General features: G+C 66.8%; 18 protein-coding genes and 2 riboswitches. Of the genes, 12 read left to right on the top strand and 6 right to left on the bottom strand.

The annotated features are described in order from the left end of the window. Positions 1-37: 37 nt before the first annotated feature. Positions 38-249: riboswitch (cobalamin riboswitch) on the top strand. Positions 250-373: 124 nt separating this feature from the next. Genes RBB31_RS14445 through RBB31_RS14415 form a run of 7 tightly spaced genes read left to right on the top strand, consistent with a single transcriptional unit; the run spans position 374 to position 6,952 of the window. Beyond that, on the top strand, positions 374-2,320 hold the full coding sequence (locus RBB31_RS14445; protein ID WP_306130006.1) for a TonB-dependent siderophore receptor: 1,947 nt from the start codon (positions 374-376) through the stop codon (positions 2,318-2,320). A gap of 4 nt (positions 2,321-2,324) precedes the next feature. Continuing rightward, on the top strand, positions 2,325-3,176 hold the full coding sequence (locus tag RBB31_RS14440) for an ABC transporter substrate-binding protein (protein WP_306130005.1): 852 nt from the start codon (positions 2,325-2,327) through the stop codon (positions 3,174-3,176). Continuing rightward, positions 3,173-4,156, top strand: a complete 984-nt coding sequence (locus tag RBB31_RS14435) for an iron ABC transporter permease (RefSeq protein WP_306130004.1) — start codon at positions 3,173-3,175, stop codon at positions 4,154-4,156. The genes RBB31_RS14440 and RBB31_RS14435 overlap by 4 nt, the downstream gene beginning before the upstream one ends. Continuing rightward, entirely contained in the window at positions 4,153-4,908 is a 756-nt protein-coding gene (locus tag RBB31_RS14430) for an ABC transporter ATP-binding protein (protein ID WP_306130003.1), read from the top strand. The genes RBB31_RS14435 and RBB31_RS14430 overlap by 4 nt, the downstream gene beginning before the upstream one ends. After that, positions 4,908-5,570: an adenosylcobinamide amidohydrolase gene (locus RBB31_RS14425; RefSeq protein WP_306130002.1), complete on the top strand. Its 663-nt coding sequence runs from the start codon at positions 4,908-4,910 to the stop codon at positions 5,568-5,570. Before RBB31_RS14430 ends, RBB31_RS14425 begins: the two co-directional genes overlap by 1 nt. Further along, positions 5,557-6,558, top strand: a complete 1,002-nt coding sequence (locus RBB31_RS14420) for a hypothetical protein (RefSeq protein ID WP_306130001.1) — start codon at positions 5,557-5,559, stop codon at positions 6,556-6,558. Before RBB31_RS14425 ends, RBB31_RS14420 begins: the two co-directional genes overlap by 14 nt. A 49-nt stretch (positions 6,559-6,607) precedes the next feature. Further along, positions 6,608-6,952 (top strand): DUF1636 family protein, encoded by a 345-nt coding sequence (locus RBB31_RS14415; RefSeq protein WP_306130000.1) that lies wholly within the window; start codon positions 6,608-6,610, stop codon positions 6,950-6,952. On the opposite strand, the gene RBB31_RS14410 is transcribed toward RBB31_RS14415, so the two are convergent. From RBB31_RS14410 to RBB31_RS14400, 3 genes are all read right to left on the bottom strand, one after another. Beyond that, positions 6,936-7,433 (bottom strand): hypothetical protein, encoded by a 498-nt coding sequence (locus RBB31_RS14410; RefSeq protein ID WP_306129999.1) that lies wholly within the window; start codon positions 7,431-7,433, stop codon positions 6,936-6,938. The two genes, RBB31_RS14415 and RBB31_RS14410, sit on opposite strands and share 17 nt — an antisense overlap. Positions 7,434-7,506: 73 nt before the next feature. Further along, the gene (locus RBB31_RS14405) at positions 7,507-8,208 is read right to left on the bottom strand and encodes a CbtA family protein (RefSeq protein WP_306129998.1); all 702 of its coding nucleotides are present in this window, start codon (positions 8,206-8,208) and stop codon (positions 7,507-7,509) included. Positions 8,209-8,212: 4 nt separating this feature from the next. Continuing rightward, positions 8,213-8,389 carry a CbtB domain-containing protein gene (locus tag RBB31_RS14400; RefSeq protein WP_306129997.1) on the bottom strand — a complete coding sequence of 59 codons (177 nt, stop codon included), beginning with the start codon at positions 8,387-8,389 and terminating at the stop codon, positions 8,213-8,215. Positions 8,390-8,424: 35 nt separating this feature from the next. Next, positions 8,425-8,631: riboswitch (cobalamin riboswitch) on the bottom strand. 263 nt (positions 8,632-8,894) lie between these two features. Here RBB31_RS14400 and bluB point away from each other — a divergent pair. After that, the gene (gene bluB / locus RBB31_RS14395) at positions 8,895-9,569 is read left to right on the top strand and encodes a 5,6-dimethylbenzimidazole synthase (protein ID WP_306129996.1); all 675 of its coding nucleotides are present in this window, start codon (positions 8,895-8,897) and stop codon (positions 9,567-9,569) included. A 19-nt stretch (positions 9,570-9,588) separates the two neighbouring features. Here bluB and RBB31_RS14390 read toward each other — a convergent pair whose 3' ends face one another. Genes RBB31_RS14390 through cobU form a run of 3 tightly spaced genes read right to left on the bottom strand, consistent with a single transcriptional unit; the run spans position 9,589 to position 11,841 of the window. Then, positions 9,589-10,314 carry an adenosylcobinamide-GDP ribazoletransferase gene (locus RBB31_RS14390; RefSeq protein ID WP_306129995.1) on the bottom strand — a complete coding sequence of 242 codons (726 nt, stop codon included), beginning with the start codon at positions 10,312-10,314 and terminating at the stop codon, positions 9,589-9,591. Continuing rightward, entirely contained in the window at positions 10,311-11,327 is a 1,017-nt protein-coding gene (gene cobT / locus RBB31_RS14385) for a nicotinate-nucleotide--dimethylbenzimidazole phosphoribosyltransferase (protein WP_306129994.1), read from the bottom strand. Before cobT ends, RBB31_RS14390 begins: the two co-directional genes overlap by 4 nt. After that, positions 11,311-11,841 (bottom strand): bifunctional adenosylcobinamide kinase/adenosylcobinamide-phosphate guanylyltransferase, encoded by a 531-nt coding sequence (gene cobU / locus RBB31_RS14380; protein WP_306129993.1) that lies wholly within the window; start codon positions 11,839-11,841, stop codon positions 11,311-11,313. Before cobU ends, cobT begins: the two co-directional genes overlap by 17 nt. Between cobU and RBB31_RS14375 the strand changes: the two genes are divergently transcribed. The 4 genes from RBB31_RS14375 to cobD are packed head-to-tail and all read left to right on the top strand — an operon-like array spanning position 11,841 to position 15,157. Continuing rightward, the gene (locus tag RBB31_RS14375; RefSeq protein WP_306129992.1) at positions 11,841-12,473 is read left to right on the top strand and encodes a histidine phosphatase family protein; all 633 of its coding nucleotides are present in this window, start codon (positions 11,841-11,843) and stop codon (positions 12,471-12,473) included. The two genes, cobU and RBB31_RS14375, sit on opposite strands and share 1 nt — an antisense overlap. Next, complete coding sequence (locus RBB31_RS14370) at positions 12,470-13,243, top strand: hypothetical protein (protein ID WP_306129991.1); 774 nt, start codon at positions 12,470-12,472, stop codon at positions 13,241-13,243. The genes RBB31_RS14375 and RBB31_RS14370 overlap by 4 nt, the downstream gene beginning before the upstream one ends. Then, a complete protein-coding gene (cbiB, locus tag RBB31_RS14365; protein ID WP_306129990.1) occupies positions 13,240-14,175 on the top strand; it encodes an adenosylcobinamide-phosphate synthase CbiB in 936 nt (311 codons plus the stop codon). Before RBB31_RS14370 ends, cbiB begins: the two co-directional genes overlap by 4 nt. Before the next feature lie 16 nt (positions 14,176-14,191). Continuing rightward, a complete protein-coding gene (gene cobD, locus RBB31_RS14360; protein WP_306130077.1) occupies positions 14,192-15,157 on the top strand; it encodes a threonine-phosphate decarboxylase CobD in 966 nt (321 codons plus the stop codon). Positions 15,158-15,159 lie beyond the last annotated feature (2 nt).

The raw sequence follows: 15,159 nt of genomic DNA, 5'->3' as shown, positions 1-15,159 counted from the left end.
CTTCAAGTTTTATCTTTTCTCGAACCTTTCCATCCTTTACGCATCGATTCACTTCGGTTCCCGGCGGTTTGCCGGCGGGATAATAGGGAATGCGGTGCGACGCCCAAGGCGTCCATTCCGCAACTGCCCCCGCAACTGTAGGCGGAGAGCGAAGCCGGACCATGTCACTGTCATGCTGTGCATGATGGGAAGACCCGGCCAAGTGTTGACCCGCAAGTCAGGAGACCTGCCGAGGTGATCACCCTGTCCGAACGCGGGGCGCGTTTCGACAACGGACTTTCCGTAGCGGTGACGTCATCACCGTCTGCGGAGTCACCCCTCCAAAGGCCAAACCAACAGCCATCGCGTCAAGCGAGATCCGGAGGGGCATGCCATGTCACGCTCATTCAAAGCCGCACTTGCGGCATCCACTGCCCTTTTCACCCAACCCGCCATTGCGCAGGACACGCCCTATGACCTCGGGACGATCTTTGTCTCCGGCGGCCTGACCCCGATTGAAGGCAGCGCCTATGGCCGCGCCGGGACCGTGCTGACCGAACAGGATATCGAGGATCGCGGCTCAAGATACGCCGTCGATCTCATCCGCTCACTGCCGGGCGTTTCCGTCTCGCGGACCGGCCCCGCCGGCGGCCTGACCCAGGTCCGTATGCGCGGCCACGAGGGCAACCACACGCTGGTCATCATTGATGGCGTCAAGGTGGCCTCGCCCAGCCAGGGCGAATACGATTTCAGTGGCCTACTCAGCGCCGACATCGAGCGCATCGAGGTCCTGCGCGGGCCACAATCCTCGCTTTACGGCTCGAACGCCATCGGCGGCGTGATCTCGATCACCACCAAGCGCGCGACCGAGCCGGGCTTCAGCGGGCAGGCCGGGTTTGAGATCGGCACCGACGAGACCACGCAAGTCAGCCTGGCCTTGCGGCAGCGCACGGACAAACTGGCGCTCAGCTTTTCCGCGACGCGCCGGGATACCGGCGGCTATGACGTGTCCGGCCTGAACGGCGAGGACGACGGCGATCTCAATGAAACCTACAACCTCAACGTTCAGTATTACGCGACCGAGACGCTGACCTTCGGCGGCACGCTGCGGCACGTGAAAAGCGACTCGGACTTCGACGGCCAGATCTACACCGCGCTCACACCTGCCGGGCAGATCCTCGTCGATGACTTTTCCGGTTCCGATACGGCCGAGACCTTCGGTTCGATCTACGCCGTGCTCGACACGTTCGGCGGACGTTTTCGTAACCGGCTCGACCTGTCCTTCGCGGACATCCAGACCGATCGCTTCAACGGCACCGGCGCGCAGTCGGGCGACACCACAGAGACACGGCACAAGATCAGCTACAAGGGCAGCGTCGCGCTGGATGGCGGCACGGTCGATACCGCCCGCCACATCCTGACCCTCGGCGCCGAGTGGGAGCGGGAAACCTTCGTCAACAACAACCCCGCCTTCGTCTTCGCACCCAGCCAGCTGATCAAGCAGACGCGCGAGCAGACCGCTCTCGTGGCGGAATACCAGGGCAACCTGACCGACAGTCTTGATGTGCAGGCCAGCGTCCGACATGATTTCAACGACGAATTCGAGGATTTCACGACCTACGCCGTCGGTGTGTCATACAAGCTGTCCAACCAGACCACGCGACTGCATGCTTCCTACGGCACCGGCGTCCAGAACCCCACCATGCTCGAACAGTTCGGCTTTTCCAACAACTTCATCGGCAACCCCAACCTGGAACCCGAGCAGAGCGAAGGCTGGGATATCGGCGTCGAGCAACAGTTCCTGGGCGGCCGTGGCCTTATCGACGTCACCTATTTCGATGACGAGCTGACCAACGAGATCTCGTCCACCGTCGATCCCGGAACCGGTAGCCTGACACCTTTCAACCAGGCCGGCAAAAGTGAACGCCGAGGCGTGGAAATCGGTGCGACCTGGCAGGTGAACGCGCGGCTCGACCTCGGGGGGAACTATACGTGGCTGGACGCCGAGAACCCCAACGGCAGCACCGAGGTCCGTCGCCCGGAACACGAGGTGCTCTTGCAGCTTGGCTACGATTTCCCGGATGACCGCACGCGCTTCACCATGGACGTGCAGCACGTGGCGAACAATGTCGACTCGTTCTTTCCGCCATTTCCCAACCCATCCGTAGCGGTGACCCTGCCGGACTACACGCTTGTCAATGTCGGCCTGCGGCACCAGCTGACCGACAGCGTCGAGATCTATGGCCGGATCGAGAACCTGACCGACGAAAATTACCAGGAGGTCCTAGGCTTCGAGACCCCTGGCCGCACGGCGTTCTTCGGCCTGACGGCGACCTTCTGAGATGATGTCGCTGCGTCTTCCCACTGCCCTTGCCGGACTGACCCTCGCAGCCTTGCTGTGCGGGGCCAGTCCGGTCGTGGCCGAGGCGCCGCGCCGCGTCGTCTCCATGAACCTCTGCACCGATCAGTTGGCCATGATGCTGGCAGAGCCTGGTCAGCTGCATTCGGTGACCTATCTCGCGGCGGACCCCCGCGCCTCGGCCATGGCAGAGGAGGCACAAGAGTACGTCATAAATCACGGTCTCGCCGAAGAGGTCTACCTGATGCAGCCGGACCTGGTGATCGCGGGTGCCTATTCGGCCCGCGCCACCGTGGAAATGCTGCGCCGGCTGGATATCCCGGTCGTCGTGTTCGATCCCGCCTCGTCGCTTGACGATGTGCGCGACCGCATCCTGCAGATGGGCGAGGTGCTGCACCGCGAGGATACGGCCCAAGCCATGGTGTCGGACTTCGACACGCGTCTGGCCAACCTGCGGGCCGACGTGGCGCAGCGGCCCCGTGCGGTGCTTTTCTACGCCAACGGCTACACCTCGGGGGAACAGACGCTGGCGGGCCAGATCCTGACCACGGCGGGTTTTGCCAACGCCGCGGCAGAGGCCGGGTACGGATCGGGCATGAAGATCCCGCTCGAAGTGCTGGCGGTCACGAACCCCGATCTGGTGATCACCTCGCAGCCCTATCCCGGCGAGTCCCGCGCCGAGGCGATCATGAACCACCCCGTCATCGAAACGCTGCGCCGGACGGGCGAACGGGCCAGCATCACCGATCGCGACTGGGTCTGCGGCACGCCATACGTGCTCCGCGCCATAGAGGAGCTTGCCGCCGATCGCGAAGCCCTCTTCGGGAGCCAGCAATGAAGGCACTGTTCCTCTCGCTCCTGCTGGTGGTCGTCGCGCTATTCGCCGCGTCGCTCTTGATAGGCCCCGCCGGCATCGGCATCCGGCAAAGCCTGTCGGCGCTTTTCCTGGGCGATGGCGGCCCCCTGACGCTGGTGATGCGCGAGGTGCGCCTGCCGCGCGCCATCCTCGCCGTGCTTATCGGGGGCAGCCTCGGGCTGGCCGGGGCGGCAATGCAGGGCTACCTGCGCAATCCGCTGGCAGAGCCCGGCCTGATCGGTGTCTCCGGCTCTGCCGCGCTGGGGGCTGTGCTGGCAATCCATACCGGGATGGCGGGGGCGTTCGCGCTCGGCCTTCCCCTGGCGGCACTCACGGGCGCCTTGCTGGGGGTGGTGCTGGTCATGTCGCTGGCCGGCCCGCGCGGCACGTCCCTGACACTGATCCTGGCCGGCATCGCGGTCTCTGCCCTGGCCGGAGCGCTGACCTCGCTGGTGCTGAACCTCTCGCCCAATCCCTTCGCCGCGAATGAAATCGTCTTCTGGATGATGGGCTCGCTCACCGACCGCTCGATGACGCATGTGTGGCTCGCCCTGCCCTTCATGGCCGTGGGCTTTGCCCTTCTGGCCGGCCTGGGGCGTGGCCTCGACGCCATGACGCTGGGCGAGGACGCCGCGGCGGCCATGGGCATCCGCCTTGTCCGCCTGCGCCTGCTGCTGGTGCTAGGCACTGCCTGCGTGGTCGGCGCGGGTACGGCGGTCGCAGGCGCGATCGGTTTTGTCGGCCTCGTTGTCCCGCACCTCCTTCGGCCCCTGGTCGGGGCGCATCCCTCGCGCCTGCTCTGGGCCTCGGCACTTGGCGGCGCGGCCATGGTGTCGGCCGCCGACATCGCGGTGCGGGTCATCCTGCCCGCCCGGGACCTCAAGCTTGGCGTGCTGACCGCCCTTGTCGGCGCGCCCTTGTTCCTGCATCTCATCCTGAAGCTGCGAAAGGAACGGATATGAGCCTTCTGTCCGTCAAGAACCTCACGGTCTCTTTGCGCAATCGCAATGTGCTGCGCGACGTCAGTTTCGAGATCGGGACAGGCGAGTTCGTCGGCCTGATCGGCCCCAATGGCGCGGGCAAGACCACCCTGATGCGGGCCGCGCTCGGCCTGCTGCCCTTCACCGGCTCCAGCAACCTCGCCACCCTGTCGGAGAACGCCCGCGCCAGACAGGCCGCCTGGATGCCCCAGGCACGCGAGATCGCCTGGCCGGTAACCGTGGAAACCGTGGTGATGCTGGGCCGCACCCCCTATCTCAGCTCGATCCAGAACCCGGGCGACCATGACCGCAAGGCCGTCGACGACGCACTCGACTGGATGGAGCTGACCGAGTTTCGCCACCGAGATGCCACGCAGCTTTCGGGCGGCGAACAGGCCCGTGTGCTGATCGCCCGGGCGCTGGCACAGGAAACCCCGCTGCTTGTCGCCGACGAACCGATCGCCGGGCTGGATCCCGCCCACCAGATTTCCACCATGCAGACCTTCGCGGCGCTGGCACGGACCGGCAAATCCTCTCTGGTGTCGCTGCATGACCTGGGGCTTGCCGCCCGCCACTGCACCCGCCTGATCATGCTGGGCGACAAGGGCCTCGTCGCGGACGGCAATCCCGCCGATGTCCTGACCGACCAACGCCTTGCCGACATTTTCGGCGTCACCGCATGGTTTCAGGACACCGACAGCGGCTTCGTGTTCCAACCGCTCAAGGTGCTGTGATGAACCGCGTCTCGCTCCACCGCCCCTGGCTGGACTTCGACCTCGGACAGGACATGCAGGTGCTGAGCTGGGCCGTCCACAGGCCCGGCCTCGTTCAGGCGCGCCGCATCGTCTGGCGCGAAGTGCGCGATGCGGACCTGACACCGGACCTTGAGGCCCATGATTGGCTGCAAGCCGAGCTTGCCGCGCGAAACGCCGAGGATGCCGTGGCCTTTCTGACCTCCCGCGATGTTCGCAGCTTCACCCACGCCGTCGCCACCGTCGGCGCGACAGAGGCGCAGGCCGTCGCGACCGTCGGTCTCAGCAATGCCGAGCGCGTGGGGCACAGGACCGCTCCTGAAGGCGAACACTGGGGCACTATCAATATAGCACTCCGTCTCAACCGCCGTCTTGCCGAAGCCGCCCTTATCGAAGCCATGAGCATCGCGGTTCAGGCGCGCACGGCTGCGGTGATGGACGTGGACTTGTCACTCGCGCCCGGTCGCGCCACCGGGACCGGAACCGATTGCCTTGCCGTCGCGGCGCTGCCGGGGCAGGCACGCTATGCCGGCCTTCACACCGAAATCGGCGAAGCCACGGGCCGCGCCGTCTATTCCGCCGTTCTGGACGGCGCACGCCAATGGTTGGCCACAAGAGGAGAAATGTTCGATGCAACATCTTGAAGCGGTACTGAAGGAAGGGCTGAACGACCCGAACGCGGGCTGGAACATGGGCTCTTTCGGCGCGATTGCAGAATTTCACCACGTGGCGGGCGATCCCCCGGCGTCCGAAGCATCGGCATTGCAGCAGGTCACATCGCGCGGCGGCATCCGTATCGACACGCTGGAGGGCGTCCGTCCCGTGGCCTACGAAACGCTCAGCCCCAAATCCCACCGCTGGACGCAGGCGGTCTCGCTCTGCCTGCCCGAAGACGCCGCTTCGATGAACCGGCGCGATGTTCTGACCGAACTCGGCCCCGACACCGATGCGATCCGCAAGGAAGACCGAGAGGCAGTCATCTTCGACATGGGCCTCGCCCAGCCGCAGGTCGATTTCTGCATCCGCACAGCCGATCCCGCGTTGCTCGAGACTCTCCGCGCGAACGCCGGTCGCTCGCTTTTCGAACAGGACAACCCGGCAATGGGTGCGATCCTCAAGATGCATCCGCATCGCGTGGCCCTCACCTGCCTGGGCCGGGTCGAGGTCTACCAGATGATCGGCGGACCGGACACGGGCGGCACCTCGCCCGAGGGGCCGCACACCCATGTGCTGCCCAAGCTGTTGCGTGCCAACCGGACCCATTCCGCCAACACGCCCATTCCCGACGGCTGGGTGCCGTGCTGCGGCTTTCACCCGAACAGTCCCGTCATGGGACGCCTCGGCGAGGACCAGGACTTTGACGAGGCGGCATTTGCGGCCTTCCAGATACTGTTGTCCGATTGGGGCCCAACGGACTACGTCGACCAGAAACATCGCGTGTGGACCGCGCTCCGCGAGGCACGTGACCCCGAAACCTGGGTCGAACCCGACACCCGCGTGGCCCGGGCCGGCCTGCGCAACGCGATCCGCCAATGGCGCCGCCAGCACGGCGACAGCGCGTTGCTGAACGCTTGGGCGGTCGCTTTCGACCGCGGCGATGCGGATGCCGACCCGGAAAATCCGGGACACTGAAGGCTGGGATCTGTATGCATCGAAGCCTGTAAGCAATGCGAGACACCGGATGACCCCCGCCGCCACCGTCCATTTCTGTCAGAACTGCGGCCCCTTGGACCTTGCGCCCCTGCACGAGGAACTGGCGGCCTCAGGCCTGTCAGACGCGGTGAGTATCGTCGAGCGCGGATGCATGAACGGCTGCGCCAGCCCGGTTTCCATGGCCATGCAGGGCCCTGGCCGGGCCACCTATTTCTTCAACGGGGTCGACCCGGTGAAGGACGCTGCGGATATCGTCGCAACCTTGCGCGCCTACCTCGCCGCCCCGGACGGTTGGATCGAGGACGCCCAGCCCTGCGGCAGGCTTCGGTTCTGTCTGGTGGGCCGCGTCCCCGCGCTCAGTTGCCAAGCGTGACGGTCTGCGCAACCGGAGCACCGTCCACGGCCAAAGGCCGATGGTCGTTGCTGTTCAACGCCACCTCCAGTTCCACCTCGCCTTCGGGCAGGGTGTCCAGATGCACCCAGGGACTATAGACCCGGGCCAGCTTGACGCCGTTGGCATAGACATGGGCATGTCCTTCGCCCGGAACATGGTCGCGGCTGGCATTTTCCGGGGAGAACCGAAAGTTCTCGGTCATGATATGCAGGTTCCAGCCGGCAGACGGATCAGGCGTCACCTCGATCTCCAGCTTTGGCGCATCGGCGCCCGCCGGAACCGACAACATGTCGCCGTGGTCGTGCATGGCCGCCCCGGCGTGCTGCTCATGACCGCCATGATGGGCCGGGTCGCCATGATCATGACCGTCAAGGGCGACACCGTTCGCCGCGGCGACCGTAAACCCGATGCCCCCGCCGAAAACGAGGCCGATCAGAAGCATTGGAATGGAACGGTCCATTGGCGAATCCGACCTCAGGCTTGAAAAGAAAACGGGCGCGCACGGCACGCGCCCGAAATATGATATGCCGGTGTCAGACGGTCTGCGCCTGGCCCGTCGCTTCGCTTTCGCGCGACCAGAAGAAACCCGCGAAGGCCCCCAGCATGACCCAGGCCGCCAATCCGATCCCAAGTGCGCGCGACGCGAACAGGGCGCCGATCTCGGTCGGAACGGGCCCGGTAAAGACCTCGGGCTCGGGCGCACCGATGACATGCGGCGCCAGCAACAGCACCACGGCGGCACCCCACCCGGCCCAACTCCGGCTGAACGCGATCAGCCACATGGCGATCGCCGCCGTCAGCACGGTCGCAAACCACCAGATCTGGCGTTCGTAGACATCCGCCGCAGCCACGCCCGGAACCTCCGGCGCGAGGGTAAAGCCCGGCGCCAGGTGCACCGCCACGAACCCGGCAACACCCCATACCAGGCCCGCCCGCGCGTTGATCACCGCACCACGGCTCTCGGCCAGCGACATCAGCGCCACCAGGATCATCGCGTAACCGGAATAGATCAGCATCGTGAAGATGATACTCAAACCATCCCGCACGGCATCGAAGCCAGGCAGCTCCGGCGTGGCCGAAACGGTCGAGTCGGTGCCGAAATGCACCAGATCACCGCCTTCATAAAGCTCGGCATGAAGCAGGACCGGCTGCACGAAAAAGAGCTGCAACAGGGCGATAATCAACCCTGCGGCAGCGCCAGCGAACAGGGCGCTGGTCAGCAGACGCGTGAACATCGGTTCAGTGGCAGGGGAAGCCGGTGGCGTGACGCACGTCATGCGCCGCGTCGTGAAGCGTCCCGGCCTGCACATGGCCTGCCAAGAAGATCACACCAAGGCCCAGCGCGGCAATCGCGAAAACCGAAACCAGCGCAGAGGCGGATGTCGTCTGTGTGGCTGTTGCAGTCTCTACATTCATAATTCTACCTCTTTGCCTTCACACCCGAAGGCCTTGTGGTTTCAGTCGCGATCAGCAGGTCTCCTGGCTTGCGGGTCTTCATCGTCTGGCTGGCCTTCCCGGATTGCTCCAGTGACGTATTCAGCCTGATTCGCCGCCTACAGTTGCGGGGACAGCCACGGAATTGCCGAATGTTTTCCGGCGCACCGCGTTCCCTGTTCTCCATCCCGTGCGGAAATGGAACCGATCATCCCCGTTAGTCTAGCAAGCATTGCGACCTGTCAACAATACAACGCATAACAATAAGCGAATCTCGAACCCAGCGACCGAACCGCAAGGCCAGGGTTCCCGCCGGCCCCGGGCACGCAATCTGCGTCATGCTTGCAAAGTCCCGCCCCACTCTGACATAGACATGACAACCGCCGCGCCGGAAGCCAAAGCAAAGCCGCTTGCCGACGCTTTTCACACGATATCGCCCTCCGAAAGGGTCGCCCGAAACTCGCCGCATCTATCGCAGAGGCCCCTCATGGCGGATCAACCCAGGCCAAGCCCGGCACGCGTCTTTTCCTCGCAGGAAAGGCAGAGCCTCTATGACATCATCGCCGCGCGCCGCGACGTGCGGAACGAGTTCCTGCCCGACCCGATCGACGAGGACGCCCTGCGCCGGGTTCTCGAAGCGGCCCATGCCGCGCCGTCCGTCGGTTTCATGCAGCCGTGGAACTTCCTGCTGATCCGCGACCCCGAGCGCCGGGCCGAAGTGCAGCGCGTCTTCAGCCGCGCCAACGAGGAAGCCGCCGCCATGTTTCCCGACGACCGGCAGTCCACCTACCGGTCGCTGAAGCTGGAAGGAATCACCAAGGCGCCGCTCAATATCGTGGTCACCTGCGACCGCACTCGCGGCGGCAAGGTGGTCCTGGGCCGGACGCATAACCGCGACATGGACCTCTATTCGACCGTCTGCGCGGTGCAGAACCTCTGGCTCGCCGCGCGGGCCGAGGGGATCGGCGTGGGATGGGTCAGCATTTTCGATCACCGCGAAATCGCCGCCCTGCTCGGCATCCCCGAACATGTCGAGCTGGTGGCCTATCTCTGCGTGGGATACGTCGATCAGCTCTACGACCAGCCCGAACTGGCAGCCAAGGGCTGGCGGCAGCGGATATCGCTCGATGACCTGATCATGCACGAGGGCTGGCAGGACTGACGGCCCGGCCAAAGGGCCGTCAAAGGCACGCCATCGCCACCCAGATCGCGGTTTCCGAGACCAGTTGCACGGCCCCCAGAACGTCGCCGGTCTGCCCGCCGATCTTGCGCCACGCCAGCCAGCCGATGGCCGCCGTCACCAACGCGCAGGCCAGTAGCGCCCAGGGCGAAACCACCAGCGCCGCCACCGCCACAACCGCCAGAACCCCGCGCGCGGCCTTGCTGCGCCCTGCCGCGCTGCGCCCCAGACCATCCGCGCGGGCCGGCGCCAGGCTCTCCTGCACCGCCACCATCGCCCCCCGGCTCAGCATGGCCGCGCCGACGAACGCCCAAATGCCGGGATCGGCGTCGGCCACGGACACTGCCCACAGGGCCGCGACCACCCCAATCGCAACCACGCCATAGCTGCCGATGCGGCTGTCGCGCATGATCTCCAGCGCGTGCGCCTTGTCGCGCCCGCCGCCATGCCCATCGGCAAAATCCGCCAGCCCGTCGAAATGCAGCGCCCCGGTGACCAGCGCCAGCCCGCCCAGCGCCAGAAGGGCCGAAATCTGCTCGGACGCTCCGGCCGCCGCTGCCAGACTGAAAACCAGCCACGTCAGGGCGCCGACAAGCGCCCCCACCGGCACGAACGCCCACCGCGCGGCCAGCATCGTCGGCGGGTCGTCACCGATCCGCCCTGCCGGAAGCCGGGTCAGCAGCATCACCGCCAGTTGAAGCTCGGCAACGCGCGCACGCAGGGTCATTGACCGGACACCCCGGCCTCGGCAAAGGTCGCCATCCCGTTGTGACAGGCCAGCGCCGAGCGCAACACGCCCAGCGCGATCGCCGCGCCCGAACCTTCGCCCAACGCCATGTCCAGCGACAGGATCGGCCGCATCCCCAATTCCGACAAAAGCCGCGCATGGCCCGGCTCGCGGCTGACATGACCGACAAGGCAATGGTCGAGAAACCGCCGGTCGGCAGCGAAAAGCGGCACGGTCGCGGCCGTGCAGATGAATCCGTCGAGGATGACCGGAATGCCCCGCGCCCGCGCTTCCAGCACGGCGCCGCAGATCGCCGCCTGCTCCCGCCCGCCGAGCCGGGCAAGAATGTCCAGACCCCTGGCGTCCGAATGACGCGCACAAGCGCGTGTCACCACGTCGATCTTGCGCGCGACCCCTGCGTCATCCGACCCCGTCCCCTTGCCGACCCAGTGCGACGCAACTCCTCCAAATGCGCCCATGGCCATCGCGGCGGCAATGGTCGAGTTGCCAATGCCCATCTCGCCAAGGATCAGCACGCTGACACCGGGATCGACGGCCGCAGCCCCGCGGCGCAATGCGTCCAGCGTCTCGGCCTCCGACATGGCGGGCCCGGCGGTGATGTCAGCGGTCGGCCGGTCCAGGTCCAGCGCAATCACCGACAGATCGGCTCCGTTCGCGCGGCACAGCTGGTTGATCGCCGCGCCACCCTGCTCGAAATTCGCCACCATCTGGGCTGTCACGTCCTGCGGGAACGGGTTGACCCCCTGCGCGCAGACGCCGTGATTGCCGGCAAAGACCAGGGCCTGCGCGCTGGCGATGGCGGGCCGTTCCGTGCCTTGCCACCCCGCCATGAAGATCGCCAGCTCCTCCAGCCGCCCCAAGGCGCCCGGCGGCTTGGTCAGGCTGTTCTGACGCGCCAGCGCCGCCTCGGCGGCCTCGGCATCGGATACGGGCAAAGACCCGGCCAGCCCGGCCACCTCGCCCAGCGACGAGACGTCAGAAAGAATGGTCATTCGGCTTCACCTTCATCGGATAGCCCGCCACGGTCAGCCACACCTCGTCACAGGCCAGCGCCACGGATTGGTTCACATGCCCCGCCGCATCGCGGAACAGCCGGGCCAGTTTGTTTTCCGGCACGATCCCCTGCCCCACCTCGTTGGTGACAAGGATCACCGGCGCGGCCTGTCCCGCCAGCGTCTCGACCAACCTGTCGGTCTCGGCCCGCCAGTCGCTGTCATCCAGGATAAGGTTCGTCAGCCACAGCGTCAGGCAATCGACCAAGCGCGGCAGCGTGCCATCGGTATCCCGCAGCGCCCCGGCCAGTTCGGTCGGCGCATGCACATCCTCCCACGCCGCGCCGCGCCGCGCCTTGTGTTTCGCCACCCGGTCGGCCATCTCGTCGTCGCCGGCGTGCAGACGCGCGGTGGCGACATAAATCGCCCGGCCGGCGGGCTGCAAAGCCATCCGCTCGGCCAGTGCGGACTTGCCCGAACGCGCGCCCCCGGTGATGAGTATCGACTTTTTCATTGCAGCGTGGGAAAGCACTTTTCGAGAAAAAAAGAAAGCTGAAAGGCGACATCCTGGAACCCGTTGCGCCCCCCCGGCCAGAGCTTGTCCTGATCCGTCACGCCCCCGTGGCCGATCCCGGCCGCCTCTATGGCCGAACCGATGTCGCGGCCACCCTCGACGACACCGCGGTTGCGGCGCTCAGACCACGGCTGGCCTCCATCAAGCAGGTCATCAGCAGCCCTGCGCAACGCTGCCGCCAAACGGCCGAAGCGCTTTTCGGACCCTTCGAGCAGGACGCACGCCTGTGGGAGCAGGATTTCGGCACGCATGACGGCCTCGGCCTTGATCAGCTACCCGACATCGGCGTCCTGGACAGCGCGGCACTAGCGGCGCACCGATCGCCTAACGGCGAGAGTTTCAACGACCTCTGCGCGCGCGTGACCCCCGCCCTGATCGAGCATGGGCGCCACGCCGCGGCGCACGGTCCGGTGGCGCTGGTCGTTCATGCCGGCGTGATCCGCGCCGCGCTCGGCTTCGTGACCGGGCACGCCCCCGGCGGGCTGGCATTCGAGGTGGCGCACCTGTCGGTGACGCGCCTGCGCTGTGGCCCGGACGGCCCGCTCTCGGTGATCGAGGTCAACCGCACATGAAGCATGTCACGGTCTGCGGCCATTTCGGGGAATGGATTCAAGGGCGGTACGGCCCGTCGGGGCCGGTGGCCCTTATCACCCTGGCCTGTTCCCCGTTGCGTGTCACGGCCCCGTCCGGGGAGGCCCTGCCGTTCACCGCAGACCAACTGGCTCGCTTTGCCGCCGCCCTCGGGCTAAGCACCCTCCCCGGCGCCACCCGCAATTTCGCCCTCGGCATCGGGGCAGGCGGTTCGACGGCAACACTGGTCGCCGCCGCCAGGGCAGCGGGCTATGACGGCACGCCGGAACGGCTGGCCAGCGCCTGCATCGCTGTCGAGGGCGCCACCGATCCCCTTATGTTCGACACTCCCGATCAGCACCTCTGGGCCTCCCGGTCGGGCAAGGTGCTCAGAACCATGCCCGCCCCGCCCCGTGCCGCGATCCTTGGAGGCTTGTGGGGCGCGCCCGTGTGTACCGACGCACAGGACCAGGCGTTCGACGACGTGTCCGACCTCGCCGAGGAATGGGCCGCGGCGACCGAGGCACGCGACCTGCCCCGCGTCGCCGCCCTGGCTTCGGACTCCGCGCGCCGTTGCACCGCCCGCCGTGGCCCGCCCGATCCGATGGCCGATCTCGCACGTGATCTCGGCGCCCTGGGTACGGTCCGCGCGCATACCGGGTCCGCCCGCGGTCTGATCTTCGCACCGGGAACCATCCCGCCGCACGGCGCATCCGCCCTGCAGGAAGCGGGCCTTGAGGCCATTCTCAGCTTCGAGACAGGCAGCCCATGAGTTTCGCCCTGATGATGCTGGGCGCCCTGGCCCTCGACCTCGCCTTCGGCTGGCCCGATAGGCTCTACGCCCGGATCGGCCACCCGGTCACGTGGCTTGGCTTGGCGATCACGGCGGCCGAGCATCGCCTGAACACCGGCGCCCGCCATCGGCGTCTGATCGCCGGCGGCGTGACGGTCCTCGGGATAACCCTTCTCGCCGCCCTGCCCGCCCTGCTCGTCCAGACGTTTCTGCCCGATGGCTGGACCGGCGCGCTGATCGGCGCGGTACTGGCCTGGCCTCTGGTTGCAATGCGCTCCATGCACACGCACGTGGCCGCCGTCGCACGCCCGCTGGCCTCCGGCGATACGCCCGCCGCCCGCCACGCCGTCAGCATGATCGTCGGGCGCGACCCATCCCAGCTCGATCCGCCAGCCATCGCGCGGGCAGCCACCGAAAGCCTGGCCGAGAACACCTCCGACGGCATCATCGCCCCCGTCTTCTGGGGCCTGATCCTGGGTCTGCCCGGCATCGCCGCCTACAAGGCCATCAACACGATGGATTCCATGATCGGCCACCGCAACGACCGGTTCGAGGCCTTCGGCAAAGCCGCCGCCCGGCTGGATGATCTGGTGAACTGGCTTCCCGCCCGCCTGACCGGGCTACTCTTCGCACTGGCTTCGGGGGCGTTCTTTCACGCGCTTCACATCATGCGCCAGGACGCGCCCGGGCACCGGTCCCCGAATGCGGGCTGGCCCGAGGCCGCGATGGCCGGTGCCCTGAACGTCCGCCTGTCCGGCCCCCGCAGCTATGACGGTCGTTCCACCAATGAGCCCTGGCTGAACGCCGCCGCCCCCGACCCGGCCGCCGAAGACCTGACGCGCGCCTTGTCGCTCTACCAGCGCGCGATGGCGCTTTGCGCCCTTGCGCTGGCCGGTCTTGCGCTGCTCTAAGGGCCTCATGACACAGATCCGGGATCACGGCGGCAACCTCGACGCCGCCATCGCCAGGCTGGGCGGCACCCCCGCCGAATGGCTCGATTTGTCGACCGGCATCAATCCCGAACCCTACCCGGTGCCACCGATCACCGCCGACGCCTGGGCAGTTCTGCCGCGCAAATCAGACCTCGCGCGGCTGCGCGATGCGGCGGCCAGCGCCTATGCCACTCCCCTGCGCGTCATCCCGATGAACGGCGCCCAAGGCGCAATCCAGCTCGTGCCGTGGCTGGCCAAACCGGGCTGCGCCGCCGTGATGGCCCCCACCTACAACGAACACGCCGCCGCGCTCAGGGCCTGCGGTTGGCAGGTCGCAGAGGTGGCCTCAACAGACGCCCTGCGCGGCGCAGACCTCGCGGTGGTGGTCAACCCGAACAACCCCGACGGTCGCCGCACGTCGCCAGATGCATTGCTCGACCTCGCGGGCGATGTAGGCCTGCTGGTCGTCGACGAAAGCTTCGTCGACCCCGAGCCGCACCTGTCCGTCGCCTCAAGGGATTGTCCCGCCAATTGCCTCATCCTGCGATCCTTCGGAAAGTTCTACGGGTTGGCCGGCCTGCGCCTCGGTTTCGCCCTCGCCTCGGGGGCGGTCGCCGACCGTCTCGCCGAGCTGGCAGGCCCCTGGCCCGTCTCCGGTCCCGCGATCGAGATTGCCTGCACGGCGCTGGCCGACAAGGAGTGGCAGGCCCGAACAGTCCAGCGCCTCACGAAAGACGTTGCGCGACTGGACGACCTGGCGGCTCGCGCCGGCTGGACCCTGGTCGGAGGCACCCCGCTCTTTCGCACCTACGAGGTACCCGAGGCCCACACGGCACAAGAGGCCCTTGCAATGCACAAGGTGTGGTCCCGCATCTTCCCCTATTCGAACCGTTGGCTACGCCTCGGCCTGCCGCCGCGAACCCGATGGACGCAGCTGGAGGCGGCGATCGGCGCCGCCTGACC

Origin of the sequence: Roseovarius sp. MMSF_3350, from assembly GCF_030733425.1 — a bacterium.
GTDB lineage: Bacteria > Pseudomonadota > Alphaproteobacteria > Rhodobacterales > Rhodobacteraceae > Roseovarius.
Note: the sequence above shows the minus strand (reverse complement) of the source record. Positions and strands in the feature narration are given on the sequence as shown.